Genomic DNA, 17359 nt, shown 5'->3' on the forward strand with positions numbered 1-17359 from the left:
CGTTGCCGGAAGCAACCAATCACCCGGGATGCTCCGCAGGTCAGCCCTGGGTTTCGCGCAGGATCCAGTGGTCCGAGTCCAGGCGTCCCACCACTTTTTCACCGATCCGCGCCAAGTCCAGCACGTCCTGTTCAGTCAGGGCATCGAGGAACAGGCCACGAACGTCCTCAACATGCGCCGGGGCCAGGCCCACGATGGTGGCCATGCCTTCCTCGGTGAGGTGCGCGGTGGTCACCCTCGCGTCGTGGGGGTGCGGGCGGCGTTCCACCCAGCCGCGCTTCTGCAGTTTGGTCACCACGTGTGAGAGGCGGGAAAGGGAGGCACTGGTGCGGGCTGCGAGCTCGCTCATGGGCAGGAACCGGTCCTCGGCTTCGGACAGCATGGCCAGGACCGTGTAATCGAACAGGGACAGTTTTCCCGCAGCGTGCAGCTTGGTGTCCAGGGCGGCAGGCAGCAGCGTATTGATGCTTACCAGTGCCAGCCAGGCGCGGCGTTCGTCAGCGTTGAGCCAGCGGGGTTCGGTCATGTTCCCTATTCTACGATTGATCCTTCAAGTAGCTGGTGCGCCGCCGGTAGGCTTGCCCCATGTATGTTGTCTCCCTCACCTACCGCGTGCCCCAGGAGATCGTCGACTTCCACAACGACGCCCACATTGCCTGGCTGCAGAAGGCGTTCGACGACGGCGTGTTCATCGCCGCCGGACGCAAGATTCCGCGCACCGGCGGGTTGCTGCTGTCGCAGGCCGAACGGGAAACCCTGGATGCGAGCCTGGCGCAGGATCCGTTCTATACCAATGGGGTTGCCGACTTCGAAGTCATGGAGTTCCATGCAGGACGGGTGGCCCCGGGCTACGAAATCCTGTTGGACACCCCTCCCCAGCCCGCGCCCTAGGGCGTGCCGGCGCCGTAAGGTGTGCTGCCGCCGTCGTACGTTCCCGCGGCGAGCTTCTTCAACCCGCCCTTCCGCGGGACTTTGACCGGCTGGGGCCAGCGCGGGGTGAGGGTGTCCCCCAGCGTGACCCCACGGAGCTTGCGGCCGAAGAGCGGCAGGACCCAGTCGTGGACCCAGCGCCGCTGGCGCCGCTCCCACTCGCGCAGACTGGGCCGGGTGGGTGGTTCCCAGTCCTTGGGCTTGATCTTGTGCGGCACGCCCAGCTGGTCCAGCACCTGTCCTGAAAGGTATTTGTGCCCGGCTTTGGACATGTGGAGCCGGTCCGAGTCCCACATCCGCCGGTCGTGGAAGGCGTCCAGGGACCAGTAGTCCACCAGCACTGCACCGTATTTATCCGTGATGTCCCGGACCCGCTGGTTGTAATAGGTGTTCCGCTTCTTCAGCGGCTCCAGCAACGCGGACACCTTGACGTCGAAACCCGTGAAGAGGACCAGCGTGGCCCCGGTGCCGGCCAGCCGGGCCACCAGCTGTTCGTAGTCCGCCATGAGCGCCGGCATGTCGGTCTTCAGGTCCAGGATGTCGTTGCCGCCGGCGTAGAGCGTGACAAGCGTTGGCCGCATCCGCAGCGCCGGTTCCAGCTGCTCGTCGACGATGTGCCGCAGCCGCTTGCTCCTGATGGCCAGGTTGGCGTATTTCCACCCTGGCTGCGCTTTGGCGAGTTTCTCGGCCACCCGGTCGGCCCATCCCCGCACCCCGTTGGGCAGCCGCTCATCCCGGTCCCCCACCCCTTCGGTAAAGGAATCCCCCAGGGCAACAAACACCCGCCGCCCGGAGTCAGGAAGCAAGGGATCAGAGGGCACAGGCACGAAAGTATCGGAAGGAAAAGAAGCAGGTACGACGCCGGGATGAACAGTAAGTGATGGGGCGTTCCAGAAATACCGGCAGGATCTGATGACGCGTTTGCAGGGAAAACGCCAAAACTGAGCACGCGTCCGGGGCGGGAGGGACATCCGGCAGCGTGCGTCTAAGCGAGGAACGAGCGAGCACGCAGAGGATGTGCCTCCCGCCCCGGTGGGGCCGGGGCTACCCTTCGGCTTTGCCCTGCCGCCAGTACCCCATGAACGCCACCTGTTTCCGGTCGATCCCCACGTCGCGGACAAGGTACCGCCGCAGTTCCTTGATGACCCCTGCTTCGCCCGCCATCCAGGCGTAGAAGGGCAGGGCACCGGCGGCCAGGTGCGGGTTCCTGGAGCCGCTGATGACGGAGGATTCCAGGCGCGCGGGGGTCTCCCACAGGATGTCTTCATCCACGTTGACGTCATCGGGCTCCGGCCCGGCGCCGCCGTCGTCCGCCGTGATGCCCACCCAGCCAGGCACGGGGACGGCTTTGCGCACGGCTTCCTGCAGCAGCTGCCCGTGCGGCCGGGACCGTCCGATGGCGGCGCCGCGGGCCAGCCAGGTGATTTCGATGTCCGCCGGGGAGCTGAGTTCCAGGAAGTCGCCGGCCTGCGCAACTTCCAGGAAGGCGTGGCCACTCATGTACGACGGGAGGGTTTCCAGGATCGCGGAGATGGCGGGGACGGCGGTTTCGTCGCCGGCGAGCAGGACGCGCTGGGCCATGCCGGGGCGCCACTCGATGCCGGAATAGGTTTCGGCGGTGACGCAGTGCGCGGCGCGGTTGTTCGGGCCGATGATGGTGAGCGGGTCGCCGGGTTTGGCCTTGGATGCCCAGTCCGCGGCCGGCCCGGCGTGTCCGTGGTCGTCGGCGTGCATCACGAAGTCGACGTCGATCTCGGGGTACACCGCATCCAGCCGCGACTCCCGGACCGTATAGGTGCGCATGGAGCCGCGCACGGCCGGGTCCATGGCCAGCCAGTCCCGGTACCAGCCGGCGTCGCCCGTGTCGAAGGCGGGGACCGGCAGCGGCGCGCCGTCCGGGGCCCGTGACGGGATGACCAGCTTGACCCGGAGGTCCAGGGTGTGGCCGTGGACGCCGAAGTCTCGCAGGGAGTAGCCGCCGAAAGTGATTCTGCGGAACGTGGGGCTCAGCTGCTGGACAGCGGAGACGGCCACCTCGAAGGCAAGGCTCATTGGCTGGGTGGCGGCGCTTTGCCGGATCTTCATGAAACGAGCTCCAGTTCGGTGGTTGTGGCGTGGTGGCGGCCGATGGGAAGGATCAGCGGGGTACCGGAGACAGGATCCGGGATGACCCGGCTCTCCAGGCCGAAGACGTCTTTGACCAGGTCCTCCGTCACCACGTCCCCCGGGGAGCCCAGGGCCGCAACAGCGCCGTCCTTCATGGCAATGACGTGGTCCGCGTAGCGTGCGGCCAGGTTGAGGTCGTGCAGGACGATGGCCACGGTGGTGCCCCGCGTGCGGTTCAGGTCCGTCACCAGGTCCAGGACCTCCACCTGGTGGGCCAGGTCCAGGTAGGTGGTGGGTTCGTCCAGCAGCAGGACGTCCGTCTCCTGGGTGAGGGCCATGGCGATCCAGGCCCGCTGCCGCTGCCCGCCGGACAGTTCGTCCACGTCCCGCCCGGCGAGCTCCAGCGTTCCGGTGGCTTCCAGCGCGCGCTGCACCGCGGCGTCGTCCCCTTCACTCCAGCTGCGGAAGAAGCCCTGGTGCGGGTAGCGTCCCCGCCCCACCAGGTCGCGGACGGTGATGCCGTCCGGGGCGCTGGGGTGCTGGGGAAGCAGGCCCAGGGTGCGGGCCAGTTCGCGTGCCGGACGGGAATGGATGTCCTTGCCGTCCAGGGTCACGGCGCCACCGGCGGGTTTCAGGAGCCGGGACAGGCCGCGCAGCAGGGTTGACTTTCCGCAGGCGTTGGCGCCCACGATCATGGTCACCCTGCCTTCGGGGATCCGGACGCTGAGCCCGTCCACCACGCAGCGCTGGTGGTAGGCGAGGGTCAGGTCCTTGGCTTGGAGAACTGCCACGTCAGGCATCCTTTCGGTTGGCCGTGACCAGGAGCCACAGCAGGAACGGTGCGCCGAGCGCGCCGGTGACCACGCCCACCGGCAGCACGGTGCTGCCCAGGAGCAAGGGGGCCAGGTTGGCTGCGAAGTAGTCGGCCGCCAGGACAATCAGGGCGCCCACCATGGCCGACGCCGGCAGGCTGGCTTTGCCGGTGAAGCGGTGTGCGATGGGACCGGCCAGGAAGGCGACGAACGAGACCGGTCCGGCAGCCGCCGTCGCCACTGCTGCCAGCGATACCGCGACGACCACCAGTGCCCGGCGCGCGGTGTTGACCCGGACACCCAGGCCGGCGGCTGCGTCATCCCCCAGTTCCAGGATGCGCAGCGGCCCGGCGATAAGCCCGGTGGCGGGAACCAGGGCGGCGAGCGCGAGGAAGAGGATGCCGGCGCGGTCCCAGTTGGCGGAGTTCAGGGATCCGTTCAGCCAGACCAGGGCGTCGGCCGCCGTGCGGATGTCGGCCCGGGTCATCAGGAAGCTGACCACGGCCTGGAGGGCTGCCGCGGTCCCCACACCGGCCAGGACCAGCCTGTTTCCGGCAGCGGTTCCCCTGCCGGTTCGGCGGGCGCCGCGGGAGATCGCGTAAATCAGGGCTGCCACCGCCAGGGCACCCGCCAGCGCGGCCCCGGACACCGCGGCACCGGATGCGCCGAAAACAACGATCGCAACAACCGCGGCCGCGCTGGCCCCGGAACTGATGCCGATGACGTCCGGACTGGCGAGGGGGTTCCGCAGCATGGTCTGGAACAGGGCGCCGGCCAGGCCGAACGCGATCCCGATCAGGAGTCCGATGACCGCACGGGGAAGCTTGTTCTCCATCACGATGAAGCTGGCGCCGGGAATCTTCACACCGCCGGTGAGGTGGTTGAAGACGATGGTGAAAAAATCCGGGATGGTCACCGTGTAGCTGCCCAGAAGGACGGACGCAAAGAACAGGAGCACGACGGCGGCAGCCAGCACCGCGGTCCGGTGCAGTCGCCCCCGTCCCCCGCGTTGCTCCATCGCTTTTGGTCCTTTAGGACCGGTTTTGGCAGCCATATCTGATAGCGCAACGCCGGTCACAGGCCTGCCCCTTTCCCGCGGCGGACCAACCACACGAACACGGGGGCGCCGATCAGGGCGGTCATGATGCCCGCCGGGATTTCACCGGGAAGCAGCACCACCCGGCCAACGATGTCCGCGCCCAGCAGCAGCGCCGGGGCGGCCACCAGGGACAACGGCAGGATCCAGCGGTAGTCCGGGCCGGTGAGGAAGCGGACAGCGTGCGGCACCACCAGGCCAACGAAGCCGATGGGCCCCGCCAGCGCGGTGGCCGTGCCGCACAGCAGGACCACCCCCAGGGCCACCACAGCGCGGGACAGGCCCACCCGTTGGCCCAGTCCGCGGGCAACGTCGTCCCCCAGGGCAAGGCTGTTGAGGGTCCGCCCGGCCAGCAGCACGACCAGCGCACCGGCCGCCAGGAACGGCAAACCCGGTAGGATCACCGGCCAGTCGCGGCCTGCGATGCCGCCCACCTGCCAGAAGCGGAACCGGTCAAGGGTGTCCTGGCTGGAAACCAGGATGACATTCATGAGCGATGCCAGCCCGGCACTCAAGGCGGCTCCCGCCAGCGCGAGCTTCACCGGCGTGGCGCCCTCCCGGCCCAGCGAGGCGATGAGGTACACCACGACGGCCGCCGCGGCGGCCCCCGTGAACGCGAACCAGATGTAGCCGGAGAAGGTGGTCACGCCGAAGACGTAAATGCCCGTAACCACCGCCAGGGCAGCTCCGGCGTTGACTCCGATGATGCCGGGATCGGCCAGGGGATTACGGGCAACACCCTGCATCGCGGCACCGGCAAGGCCCAGCGCACCGCCGGCCAGCAGGCCCAGGACGGTCCGCGGGATGCGGGCCTGCACCACGGCGTGGTCCCCGTTTGCGGGATCGAACGCTGTGAGCGCCTGCCACACAGTGCCGAGGGGAACATCACGGGCGCCCACGGCCAGCGATGTGCCGGCCAGGAGCACCAGCACGACGACGGCGGCCAGCAGCCAGGCGGGCCGCCTTCTACCCCGAGCAACACCGCGGAGGGTGCCGGGGACTGCCATGGCCTGCACCTGGGTGCCGTTGCCCGCTGCCGGACGCGCCGTCGTCGTACTCATCAAAGGGTGCCTACTTCACTGCATCCGCTGCTTTAGCCAGCTGCGGCAGGAACGTGTCCACGGACCAGGGCAGGCTCAGCGGCGACGATGCCGAGATGGAAAGGGTCAGGGTGTTGTCCGAATCGGCCACCAGGGCACCATTCTTGATGGCCGGGATCTGGCCGAGCAGCGGGTCCGCCTTGATGGCGTCGGTGGTGGAGGCATCGGGAACCCAGGTGACGAAGATGTCCGACTGCAGTTCATTGGCCTTCTCGGCGGACCACGGAATGTAGAACTCCTTGGAGCCCTTGGAGTTGTCCGCCACTACCGGGGCCAGGGTCATACCGATTTCGCTGAGGAAGCGGGGGCGGTTGTCGTTGGCGGTGTAGACGTTCACGCCGTCGCCCTTGGCGGGCTCCAGGTTGCCGTAAATGAAGCTCTTGCCTTGGATCTGCGGGTACTGGGCCACCTTGTCCTTGACCATCGACTCGGTGTCGGAAACCAGTTTGGTGGCTTCGGCCTCCTTGCCCAGGGCCTTGCCGATGATGGTGGTCGAGTCCTGCCAGGACGTTCCATAGGCCACCTCGGGGTGGGCCACGACGGGGGCGATTTCGCTGAGTTTCTTGTAGTCCTCTTCCGTGAGGCCGGAATAGGCAGCAAGGATCACGTCCGGGTTGAGCTTGGCGATCTCCGTGAAGTTGACGCCGTCCGCCTCGGAGTACTGCACCGGGGCCTTTTCGGAACCGAAGCCGGCGCCCAGCTTTTCAAGCGCGGCATCCTTCCAGGGGGTGGAGCCCTTGTCATTGCCGCCCCACTCGTTCCTGGGGACGCCAACCGGAACCACGCCCAGCGCGATGGCGACGTCGTCGTTTACCCAGGAGACGGTGGCAACCCGGGCGGGCTGCTTCTCGATGGTGGTACTGCCGTACACGTGCTCGATGGTGACGGGGAACGCGGTGCTGCTGCTGGAGCTGCCGGTATCCGCAACGGTGGTGGCAGGACCTGTGCTGCACGCAGACAGCGTGAGGGCCGCCGCGGCCAGCACTGTGGCGGCCTTAGCGGCCGAGGAAAACAGCGTGCGGCGGGTGGTCGCTGTGCCGGGAAAGAGGGGGAACGTCACGGGGCTCCTTGAATCGGGCTGATCAAAACTTAAGTAAGGCTAACCTATGTAAATCAGCATTACGCAACACTTTTATCACCTAATCCATCAACGTGACGAAACCCACATCCTGCGGTTGGCTGCTTGGACAGGACCCGCATCCTTTGGCAGGATGGCCCTTGCTGGTCCGGCTCCAGAGACTCCGGACGGCTGAACACGAAAAGGACAACGGGAACAATGCGCACGCAGAGGGCCAACTGGGCCGCCGCTGCCGTGGAGAGCGGGGTGGCCGCTCTGGCCTGCACCGCGGAGACTGACTGACTCCCCCGTTACCCCTCGGCCCGGCTCCGGGCCGCCCACCCTTCACGAAAGTTTCAGCCATGCAATCGGTCACGTCCCAGCAAATCCGCTCATCCTTCATCAATGCCAGCCGCTCGGAAGCCGCAAAGCTGACCCTGCCCAAAAACTTCGACTCCCTCGACTGGGACAGCCTGGAGTTCCTCGGCTGGCGGGATGAGAAGATGCCGCTGCGCGGCTACCTCGTGGTCCCGGGACAAAAGGGCCTCACCGGGATCATGCTCCGGGCACCCGAGGGAGGGGCCAAAAAGAACCGGTCGGTGCTGTGTGAGCTCTGCCGGGATGTGTTGTCCAAGGAGGACGTGTTGTTGTGGGTCGCCAAGCGGGCAGGCCAGTCCGGGCGGAACGGCAATACCGTCGGCACCCTGATCTGCGCCGACTTCGTGTGCTGCGGCAACGTCCGCAGGGAGCCGCCCGTCAATGAGATCAATCCCGATCCCGCCGCCGTGGTGGAACGCCAGATCAAGGGCCTGCAGGACCGCACGGCGCAGTTCCTTGCGCGCGTTCAGGCCAAGTAGAACGTCAGGAGAATCAGGCGGGGGAAGCTCCGTTCACGGCCGTGAACGGGACTTCCCCCGCCTGCCGGTCAGCGGTAGGAGAAGCTCATCAGCACCGCCTTCAGCGTCTGGCCTTCGGCGCCCCAGTACCAGGCCTTCGCCGCGTCATCGTTGACGAACGGCTCTTCGGTGAACAGCACGTCTGCGGCCAGGATGCGGTCGCCAAGCATGATGGGGGCGGCCTGGATCTTGCCGTCAGGTGATACGGGAAGTCCCGCAGTGAGCCCCATGCGGTACTGGACCGCTCCGTTGACATGATCAACATAGAACGACGAATGGGGCGTGGGAACGGCCCGGCCCACCAGGCCCGGCACGGGGTCCACCTCCAGGAGAAACCTCGCGGCTGGTCCGGCCCCGGCGTCGCCAACCTGGCTGTAGTAGATGTTGATCTGCTGCTTGCCGGCATCATCCAGCACGGTGGCTGTTTCCACCGAGGGTGATGTGGAAACCTGGTCGTGCTCCACACGCCAGCCTGCCGGGTGGGTGAAGGAAAGCCGGCCATCGGGGAAGGTGAAAGTCACTGGCGCCGCTGGTGACTGGATTGCCGGCGGGGGCGTTGCCGTTGCGGTTGCTGTAGCCGGACCGGCGGAATTAGACGCCACGCCGCCACTGGTCGAGCAGCCAGCAACGCAAAGCACGGCTGCGGTGAGGAGAAGTACGGCGCGCTGCGGGAGGCGCATGGGAATGCCTTTCAAGAGGACGCCATTGTTCTCTCGTGGAACAGCGCGGACCCAGCATCCCGCAGTACCTATGGGATTTATTCAGGCGAGGTGTGGTTGGTTATCCCAGAGTGGCACAACGAAAACACCGGCCACCACTGCCCGGACAATAAATCCACCAATTTGTTATTCAGCGGATATTCCGCGGTGTCCGGTTACCGCAGGACGATATCCACCGGGTTCGCCTCCGACCGCCAGGCCCCCTCGTCGCCGGCCCGGGGACGGATCACCGGCGCGGTGAGGACACCGGAGCGGTTGGTGCGCCGGTCCCGGAGGATTTCGGTGACGGAGCCCAGGTGCCGGGACAGGTCGATCACGTTTTCCGGCGCGGCCAGCAGCAGCTGGAAACCGAATTCGTGCAGTGCCTTGATCCCGGCGCCGGCGAACTCCTCGGACGCGAGCACAAAGGCCTCGTCCATCATCACGGTGCCGTAGGTGGTGAAGCCCTGCTGGGCGATGCCCAGCTGGTAGCTCAGGGCCGCGGCCATGATGAAGGCGGTGAACCGTTGCCGCTCGCCGCCGGACATGGAGCCGGTGTCGGCGTGCATGAATACCTCGGTCTTCTTGCCGCCACGCGGACCGGTGACTTCCCGGTGCTCCTTGCACTGGATGAACAGGTGCCCGCGCACGTCCAGCACCTCGGCCCGCCATCTTCGGTCCTCGGGCGCCTGGGAGCCAAGCCGCTTCACCAGCGTCTCCAGGGATTTGTAGCGGGCGGTGAGCTCGCCGTCGTCGTCCCCCTCAGCGCCGGATCCCTCCGCCCGGGCGGCCTCCGTTTTGGCCGGCCGGCTGTGCCGGGCCTTCAGCGCGTTCTGGATGGCGTCCTTGAACTGCTTGGCCGTGGGCGGCAGTGTCTGTTTGATGTCCAGCTCCAGGTAGCTGCCTTCGTGGAAGTTCACCTGCGACAGGATGCCGTTCAGGGGCAGTATGCGGCTGGTGATGGAGCGGCGTTCCTCGTCCAGCAGGTGCAGCAGGGTGCTGAAGGACTCGTGCGTGCGCTGGTTGAAGAACTGGCGGAACTCCGCCTCCTGCGCGGGCAGGCCGTCGTTCACGATCGCGTGGTAGCGCGCCTCGAACTCGCTCGCCGCGCCGATGCTGGTGCCGTGGTCAGCAGAGATGGCGCTGCCCCACTCACGCACGAAGCCTTCGAAAATTCGGGTAAGCCGCTCCGCCGTCGACTGCCCCCGCGACTCCGCGGTGTGCAGTTCACCCAGCAGCGCGGTCCGCACCCGGTTGGCCAGGTTGTCCAGCTCGTGCATTTCCGTGATCTCGCCGAAGTCGGCGAAGTAGGGTTCCAGGGCTTTAACGGTGGCGTCCGACGGCGGCGCCTCGGCCAGGCGGTCACGCGCGGCTTCCAGCAGGCTGTCGGCAGCCGTCAGCTGGCGGTCGAGTGCCTTGTATTCGCTTTGCAGGACCGCTGCGGACTCGGTACTGGACTGGTGCTTGTGCCGGACTTCCTCGATGGTGGCGCGGAGCGGTTCCAGGTCCGCCTGTGCCGCCAGGGCATCCTTGAGCCGCTGCTCGATCCGCGCCAGCTCATCGGCGGCCACCGCGGCAGACACCTGTTCCCAGGGACGGTCGTCTTCCGCGATCCGGCGCAGTGCGTCAAGCTGCCGGCTCATGCCCTGGTGCGAATCCTCCCGGCTCTGCGCCAGTTCGGCGGCCTTGGCCACGTCCTGCCGGAGGTCCTCCACCTGCCCGGCCACGAGCTCCAGCTTGGCCGCATTGTCAAAGCCCACGACGTAATCCTGGCGGCTGGTGAACCGGTCATCCTTCTCCACCGTGTGCCGGTTGCGCTTGACCACGCCGCCCAGGCTGAGGCCCTTGTCCAGGGCGGCCAGTTCGTCCGGATCCTCCACGCAGGGGTAGGCGAAGTCCAGGGCGATCCGCTCGCGGACCCACTCGCCGGCCTCAGCAGCCGCACCCGAGGCGAGGATGTCCAGCTTGGTGAGCAGGTCGCCGTCGCGCGCGTCCTCCACGGCGAGCGCACCGCCGGCCAGCGGCTTGGAGACATCCACTGCCCGCAGCGCGCCGCGGACGTTGTGGTCATTGAGGTAGCGGGTCACGGCGCCGAAGTGCTCGCCGGGAACCAGCAGGGTGGTGGCGAGGTTGCGGAGCGCACGTTCGGCAGCGGGGCGCCACCGTTCCTCCCCGTCGGCGAGGTCCATGAGCTCACCGGCGAAGGGCATGCGGTCCTCGGGGATGCCGGTTGCGGCGGCAATGGCGGCGCGGTTTTCGATGCTCGACGGCGGCAGCAGGGATTTGCGCGTCTTCAGCGAGATGAGTTCCTGCTCAGCCGCGGCCAGTTCGCGTTTCCGGGTGGCGTGCGCGTCGAACGCCTCGAACCGCAGCTCCTGCAGGGCCTGCGAATCATCCTTCAGCTCGGCGGACCGGACCGCCGCCTGCTCGTGTGCCTGCTCCCAGCCGGCGGCGCTCCACTCGAGCTGCAGGCCGGCGTCGGCCAGTGCCTGCTGGGCCGCCTCCTCCACCTGTTGCCTGAGTTTCAGGCCAACCCGGGCGTTCTCCAGCGACTGCTCGATGGCCGAGATCGCGTTGCCGCCCTGGTTGTTGTAGTCGGTTTCCAGCTGCCGCAGCTCCTTGGCCAGGCCGTCCCGGACCGCACGCTCGGCGCCGAGTTCCTTGGCCTTTGCCTGCGCCAGCTCGCGGAAACGGACCAGGGTCTTCTGGTGGACCGTGACGGCCAGCTGCTGCCGGTACGCCTCGAACTCCCCGCCCACCAGCTCACGGAGCCGGTTCGCGTCCAGCAGCGACTGCGCGTATTCCCGGTTCAGTCCCGGGACCGGAGCCAGCTGGTCCCGCTGCTGCCGGACGTCCTCGAGCCGCTGGCGGATCGACATCAGGTTGCTGAACTCCTCCACCACATCGTCAGCGGCGGCCAGCGTTGCCGGCGCGTCGAGGACCTGGTCGCGGAAGAAGGTGTTGACGCTGCCGCCGAGGCCCTTGCCGGCCTGGATGACGCGCAGCAGGGGCAGCGCCTGGTCCGAGCTGATCCCCAGCAGGCGCCGGAACCGCTCCGCGAACGCCTTGTGCACGTCGAACACCTGGGCGTGCGGGAAGAGCGCCTCCAGCGCGCCCTTGGTGAAGCGCTTGTCCGCGATGCCCTCCACCGCCTCAAGGTCCAGGGGCACGTTGTCGATCAGGTAGAACCGGCCGACGCTGGACTCGGTGCCGTTCTTGGGCAGGTCGAACAGCGCCGAGACCGTCACCCGCGTGCCGGCGGCGTTATCGAACGTCAGGGCGACGGCGGACCAGGTGGCACCCGGGCGCTGGAACGCGCTCGCCGAGCCCTCGCCCACGGCCTTGTCCCCCACCTTGCCGCGCATGTACGTGAAAGTGGTCCGCTTGTCCTCCACGGCACCCGAACGCTGCGCGGCGGCTTCGTTGGACCGTGGCCGGGCATCGAACACCCGCAGCATCGCATCGAAGAGCGTGGACTTGCCCACGCCGGAGTTGCCCGTCAGCAGGGTGCCGTTCCGGTCCACGTGCATCGTGTGCGCGCCGTGGAACGTCCCCCAGTTGACCACCTGCACCAAGGCAAGCCGCATCTGTCCCGGGTTGGTCACGTCCCCCAAGGGAAGCATGCTCGCGATTGTCACTGTCCTGCCTCCTTAGCTGTGGTTGGGAACGACGACAGCGCTGCTGCCCCCGCCCCTTCGCCGGGCAGCATTGGTCCCGCGGACCATGCGCCCCGCTCCGACAGGCCCGATGCCACTCCCGGGGCGGCAGCGCCGTCGTCGTCATTCTCGTCCCCACCCTGGGCGTCAAACTCCAACAGTGCTTCCGTGCCTGTGGGGTCCGCCGAGGCTGCTACCAGGGCCTCGATGTGGGCCGGGATGTCGCCGATGTTTTCGAACGGGAGGGCCAGGGGCAAGGCGTTGGAGATGGTGTAGACGTCATCCAGTCCGGTGGGGAGCAGGAGCTGGCGGGCCAGGAGCTTGGTGATGGCGCGGGTGACCACGTCGGAGTCGCGGAGGGCGTCCTGCTGGCCGGCGGGCTGGTAGTGCGCCACCAGGTCCGTGATTTCCTCGCGGGTGATGGTGGGGTCCGTCTGGGCCGTGACGTGCCGGTCCAGCAGCAGGCGCAGCCGGAGCAGCACGATGGTTTCCACCCGGCTGAGGGCGCGCTGCTGGCGCAGGATGCTGGACCGGGTGCTGCCGCCGATCACCTCCGGATCCACGGGGCGCAGGACGGCGATTTTCCGCTCATGGTCCAGCTGCAGGGTCAGGAACAGCTCGGAAAGGCGGCTGCGCAGGATCACCTGGTTGTCCAGCAGCACTGTCCAGAGCTTTTCGTCCCGGCCGCCGTCAATGTAGGGGCCCTTGAGGAGCTTCACCAGGGCCTGCCGCACCTTCATCGACAGGACTCCGGTGTCGCCGGGGAACAAGGCGGCTCCGTCGACGAAGGTGTCGCGGGGTGAAACAGGTCCGGGGTACCCAGCGCCCGGTGCCGTCCTGGTTTCAACCTGCTCAACCAACGACTCATCCAGGTGTTCTCCAGCCGGGGTTTCCGCGGACTCAACTACCGGCGTCGTGCTTTCCTCAGTCATCTGAATCCTTTGCGAGCGTGACCACCGGCAGGTAGGCCCTGCGGGTGGAGCCGTCTATCTGTTCGAAGTCCAGGCCATCCCAGGCGCGGCGGTCGAAGTCCGCCCCTGCGTGCAGGGCTTCCGAGAGGAGGGCGCGGATGGTGTTGATGTGCTGCTCTTCGGGCGGCAGCTGGTGCCAGGCATCGGCAAGGGTTGCAGCTCCTGCCATGGCCGCCCGGACTACCGCCGGTTTGGCCTTGCCGGTCCGCGGCGAGCGCACTCGGTCCGAGTCCGTGAAGGCGATGGGATCGGCCAGGCGGGGCGGTGCCGCGAACTCGTCGGGATCGAAAAGCTTCACCATGGACAGGGACTCGAAGCCGGCGTTGTAAAGGACCGGCCCGGGTACCAGGCCGGGGCGTTCCCGCTCGTACGGGAGGGAACGGATGGCCTGCTCCGCTTCCCGCAGGACCTGCCGCAGCCGGACCGACTGGCGGAAGTCGTCGCTCTGGACGTAGGTGTTGAGGCTTTCGCTGAGCTTGCCGTAGATGCGCTGGATCTGGCTGTGCTGCTGGCGGAGCTCGGCCACCAGGTTCTTCAACGTTTCCCGGTCGTCGGGCGAGAGGTCGTCGGCGAACTGGCGGCTCAGCACCTCGCCGATGGCCGACCGGAACCTCAGCTGCTGCTGCGGATCCTCCAGGAATGCCGTGAAGGACCGGAACGTCCTGCCCTCGGGACTTTGCCGAAGCCGCTTGTCGGCCTCCAGGACCTGCGCCATGGTGGCGCCCTTGGTCAGGGACTCCTCGATGATCTGGTTGCGGAGGCCGCCCACCAATTCCTCGATGCGGTCACGCATCTTCTTGTAGTCCGCGGGCAGGCTGGCCGCCAGGTCCAGGATGTTTCCGGCGGCCTCCACCGCTTCATCGTCATCCAGCAGGCCGTCGAACTCTCCGGTACTGATGTCCTGGATGAGCTGCTGCCGCTCTTCGATTTCCTCTTCGAGGGCCTCAAGCCGGGCGCTCTGGTCCGGGTTCGTTTCGTTGGCGAGCTTCTCCACGTCGCCCAGCAGGGTGCCCAGGCGGGAGCCGTTCAGGGTGGAACGTTCGCTGGAGAGGCTGTCCAGGAAGGCGAGCACGCGCGCTGCCGGCTCGGTTGCCTCATAAACGATCTGGCCTGACTGGTTGCGGCGGGTCAGGAACTGCCGCCGGGTCCATTCGTCGCCGAAAGCCTTTCCGTTGGCCCCTCCCCCCAGCCCGGGATCCTGGCGGCGGAGCTCCTCAAGGAAGGAGTCGACGTCGGCATGGAATTCCTCGAGCGGAACCTGCGGCCGGGTGCGGGTGAAGGAAGCCTGGAGCACCGCAATCACCCACGGCGCCGAACGGGTCAGGGCCCAGGCAGGCCCCTTGGTGAGGAGTTCGAGGTCCCGGAGCCGGGCGCTGATGGCGTCAGCGGATGACCTGGCGGAGCGGGGCACACACTCTCCTTGGGCTGGTGGGCGGGGGCTGGGCAGGGGGTGCCCGAAGTGGACGGACCGGAAAACTGCCAACTACAAGGTTAACGCAGGCCGCCGCGACCGCTTCGTGACCTACCTGCGGGTAGTGTTTCAATCCCGTATCAACAGTCACATCAGCCCCATCCAGCACTGGCTGGGGAGGCATCCGTCCCCCTACGCTTCTGCTACTGGTCTTCGCCACCGCAGTCTTATGCACAGCAACGTCGCAGCAGGGGGATTCATGCAGTTCGATCTAAGCTCAGTGGAAACGTCAACTTTGGTCTTCATTGGGACACTGGTATTTGGTGCATTATTGGCCGCCTTCGTCCTCACGGCCGGGCTGGTTGCCCTGGTAGTGCTGGGGGCAGGGAAGCTCACCTGGATGGTGGTGGCCAATACCCTGATGGCGGTGGTCCACGGAATCAACTCCGCCTGGGACAGGCTGGTCCACCGCGCCTCGGCCGTCGAGCTTCCCGGCGATTTCCAGCCCCAGCCATCCCCTAGCACCGGAACCTACCCGCGGGTAATCTTGAGGGACAGCTGAAGGGTTCTCCAACCCGGCGGATCCATGGCTACACCGGCCAATCCGGCCAAGGAGATAACCCATGACCTCCGCAACTGACAGCCAGGCCAAAGACGCCCCGGCTGAAGAAACCCCCGTCCCCGCCGGAAACATCGGCGCCGGTGCTACCGCCGAAGATGCCCGGGCCGTCGCCGAGGCCGCCCGGGAAACAGGCTGGGACCGCCCCAGCTTCGCCAAGGGCCTCTATCTGGGCAATTTCGACCTGGACCTGGTCCACCCGTGGCCCGCCGCGGACCCCGCCTCCGTGGACCGGGGCGAGGCGTTCATGTCCCGCCTCACCGAGTTCGCAAAAACCATGTCCGGCCGCGTCATCGAACGGGATGCGAAGATTCCGGACGAGTACATCAAGGGCCTGGCGGACCTGGGTGTCTTCGGGATGAAGATCCCGGAGGAGTACGGGGGGCTGGGCCTCTCCCTGGTGTACTACGGCCGGGCCCTCGCCCTGCTGGGCAGCGTGCACCCCAGCCTTGGTGCCCTCATCTCCGCCCACCAGTCCATCGGCGTGCCGGAGCCCGTCAAAGTCTTCGGCACGCCCGAACAGAAGCGCGAGTACCTGCCGCGGTGTGCCGCAGGCTCCGTCACGGCCTTCCTCCTCACCGAACCGGACGTGGGGAGCGACCCTGCCCGCCTGGGCAGCACCGCAACGCCAACGGACGACGGCGACGCGTACCTTTTGGACGGCGTGAAACTTTGGACCACCAACGGCGTAATCGCCGAACTGGTGGTGGTCATGGCGGTGGTCCCGGCGCATACCGATCCCGACGGCACCAGGCACAAGGGCGGTATCAGCGCCTTCGTGGTGGAGATGGATGCTCCCGGCATCACGGTGGAGAACCGCAACGCGTTCATGGGCCTGCGGGGCATCGAGAACGGCGTGACCCGCTTCCACCAGGTCCGGGTGCCCGCCGCCAACCGGCTGGGCCGCGAGGGCCAGGGCCTGAAGATCGCGCTCACCACGCTCAACACCGGCCGCCTTGCGCTGCCCGCGCTGTGCGTGGCGTCCGGGCGATGGAGCCTGAAAATCGCCCGGGAATGGTCCAATGCGCGCACCCAGTGGGGCAGGCCCGTGGGCGAACACGAGGCCGTGGGCAAGAAGATTGCCTTCATCGCGGCCTCGGCCTTTGCCCTGGACGCCGTATTTGAACTGTCCGCCGAACTTGCCGATGCCGGGCAGAAGGACGTCCGCATCGAAGCGGCGCTCGCAAAGCTTTGGGCCACGGAGATCAGCTGCCGGATCGCCGACGAGCTGGTCCAGATCCGGGGCGGGCGGGGATTCGAAACGGCCGAGTCACTGGCCGCCCGCGGGGAACGTGCAGTGCCGGCGGAGCAACAGCTGCGGGACCTCCGCATCAACAGGATCTTCGAAGGTTCCTCCGAAATCATGCGGCTGCTGATTGCACGGGAAGCCGTGGACGCGCACCTTGCCGCCGCGGGCGATCTTGCCTCCCTGGATGCGAGCCTGGCCGACAAGGCAAAGGCCGCCGTCGGCGCTTCCGGCTTCTACGCCAAGTGGCTGCCCAAGCTGGTGGCGGGGGCCGGCATGGACCCCCGCTCGTATGGTGAGTTCGGCAGGCTGGCCAGGCACCTTCGCTTCGTTGAACGCTCGTCGCGGCGGCTGGCGCGGCAAACCTTCTACGGCATGGGCCGGTGGCAGGCCAAGCTCGAACGCAAGCAGGCGTTCCTGGGCCGCGTCGTGGACATCGGCGCGGAACTGTTTGCCATGACAGCGTGCTGCTCCCGGGCCGAGATGCTCCTCAAGACCTCCCCTGACAAGGCCGCCGGCGCCTATGAGCTCGCCGACGCTTATTGCGAGCAGGCGAGGGTGCGCGTGGACGAATACTTCGACCAGCTGTGGCGCAACACGGACGACGCCGACCAAACACTGACGCGCAAGGTCCTCGCCGGCGATTATGAATGGCTGGAAGTGGGGGTCCTGGACCAGTCCGAAGGCACCGGTCCCTGGATCGCAGATGCTTCCCCGGGACCTTCCGCCAAAGAGGACCTTCACCGGAAGTACCGGTAAAA

General features: G+C 67.2%; 15 protein-coding genes. 4 read left to right on the forward strand and 11 right to left on the reverse strand.

The window, feature by feature from the left end; genetic code table 11:
• Positions 1-40 precede the first annotated feature (40 nt).
• The gene (locus VIK36_RS20590) at positions 41-526 is read right to left on the reverse strand and encodes a MarR family winged helix-turn-helix transcriptional regulator (RefSeq protein WP_255173637.1); all 486 of its coding nucleotides are present in this window, start codon (positions 524-526) and stop codon (positions 41-43) included.
• 59 nt (positions 527-585) lie between these two features.
• On the opposite strand from VIK36_RS20590, the gene VIK36_RS20595 reads away from it, so the two are divergent.
• Complete coding sequence (locus VIK36_RS20595; protein WP_159629763.1) at positions 586-891, forward strand: YciI family protein; 306 nt, start codon at positions 586-588, stop codon at positions 889-891.
• Here the strand turns inward: VIK36_RS20595 and VIK36_RS20600 are convergent.
• The 6 genes from VIK36_RS20600 to VIK36_RS20625 all read right to left on the reverse strand — a co-directional run bounded on the left by VIK36_RS20600 (position 888) and on the right by VIK36_RS20625 (position 7104).
• Complete coding sequence (locus tag VIK36_RS20600) at positions 888-1751, reverse strand: SGNH/GDSL hydrolase family protein (RefSeq protein WP_324643458.1); 864 nt, start codon at positions 1749-1751, stop codon at positions 888-890. The two genes, VIK36_RS20595 and VIK36_RS20600, sit on opposite strands and share 4 nt — an antisense overlap.
• Positions 1752-1974: 223 nt before the next feature.
• Positions 1975-3015 carry a siderophore-interacting protein gene (locus VIK36_RS20605; RefSeq protein ID WP_324643459.1) on the reverse strand — a complete coding sequence of 347 codons (1041 nt, stop codon included), beginning with the start codon at positions 3013-3015 and terminating at the stop codon, positions 1975-1977.
• The gene (locus VIK36_RS20610; RefSeq protein ID WP_324643461.1) at positions 3012-3827 is read right to left on the reverse strand and encodes an ABC transporter ATP-binding protein; all 816 of its coding nucleotides are present in this window, start codon (positions 3825-3827) and stop codon (positions 3012-3014) included. Before VIK36_RS20610 ends, VIK36_RS20605 begins: the two co-directional genes overlap by 4 nt.
• 1 nt (position 3828) lies before the next feature.
• On the reverse strand, positions 3829-4866 hold the full coding sequence (locus tag VIK36_RS20615; protein ID WP_324643462.1) for a FecCD family ABC transporter permease: 1038 nt from the start codon (positions 4864-4866) through the stop codon (positions 3829-3831).
• 56 nt (positions 4867-4922) lie between these two features.
• Positions 4923-5951: a FecCD family ABC transporter permease gene (locus VIK36_RS20620; protein ID WP_420716278.1), complete on the reverse strand. Its 1029-nt coding sequence runs from the start codon at positions 5949-5951 to the stop codon at positions 4923-4925.
• Positions 5952-6015: 64 nt separating this feature from the next.
• A complete protein-coding gene (locus tag VIK36_RS20625) occupies positions 6016-7104 on the reverse strand; it encodes an iron-siderophore ABC transporter substrate-binding protein (RefSeq protein WP_324643465.1) in 1089 nt (362 codons plus the stop codon).
• Between the two features lie 359 nt (positions 7105-7463).
• On the opposite strand from VIK36_RS20625, the gene VIK36_RS20630 reads away from it, so the two are divergent.
• Positions 7464-7958, forward strand: a complete 495-nt coding sequence (locus VIK36_RS20630; protein WP_324643466.1) for an FBP domain-containing protein — start codon at positions 7464-7466, stop codon at positions 7956-7958.
• A gap of 68 nt (positions 7959-8026) precedes the next feature.
• On the opposite strand, the gene VIK36_RS20635 is transcribed toward VIK36_RS20630, so the two are convergent.
• From VIK36_RS20635 to VIK36_RS20650, 4 genes are all read right to left on the reverse strand, one after another.
• Complete coding sequence (locus VIK36_RS20635) at positions 8027-8518, reverse strand: hypothetical protein (RefSeq protein WP_324643467.1); 492 nt, start codon at positions 8516-8518, stop codon at positions 8027-8029.
• Between the two features lie 353 nt (positions 8519-8871).
• Complete coding sequence (locus VIK36_RS20640) at positions 8872-12333, reverse strand: ATP-binding protein (protein ID WP_324643469.1); 3462 nt, start codon at positions 12331-12333, stop codon at positions 8872-8874.
• Positions 12330-13283: a DUF4194 domain-containing protein gene (locus VIK36_RS20645; protein WP_255173645.1), complete on the reverse strand. Its 954-nt coding sequence runs from the start codon at positions 13281-13283 to the stop codon at positions 12330-12332. Before VIK36_RS20645 ends, VIK36_RS20640 begins: the two co-directional genes overlap by 4 nt.
• Positions 13276-14733, reverse strand: a complete 1458-nt coding sequence (locus VIK36_RS20650; RefSeq protein ID WP_255173646.1) for a DUF3375 family protein — start codon at positions 14731-14733, stop codon at positions 13276-13278. The genes VIK36_RS20645 and VIK36_RS20650 overlap by 8 nt, the downstream gene beginning before the upstream one ends.
• Positions 14734-14992: 259 nt before the next feature.
• On the opposite strand from VIK36_RS20650, the gene VIK36_RS20655 reads away from it, so the two are divergent.
• Positions 14993-15295, forward strand: a complete 303-nt coding sequence (locus tag VIK36_RS20655) for a hypothetical protein (protein WP_255173647.1) — start codon at positions 14993-14995, stop codon at positions 15293-15295.
• A gap of 61 nt (positions 15296-15356) precedes the next feature.
• A complete protein-coding gene (locus VIK36_RS20660) occupies positions 15357-17357 on the forward strand; it encodes an acyl-CoA dehydrogenase family protein (RefSeq protein WP_324643472.1) in 2001 nt (666 codons plus the stop codon).
• Positions 17358-17359: the final 2 nt, after the last annotated feature.

This window comes from Pseudarthrobacter sp. LT1, assembly GCF_035621795.1.
In the GTDB taxonomy this organism is placed as follows: domain Bacteria; phylum Actinomycetota; class Actinomycetes; order Actinomycetales; family Micrococcaceae; genus Arthrobacter.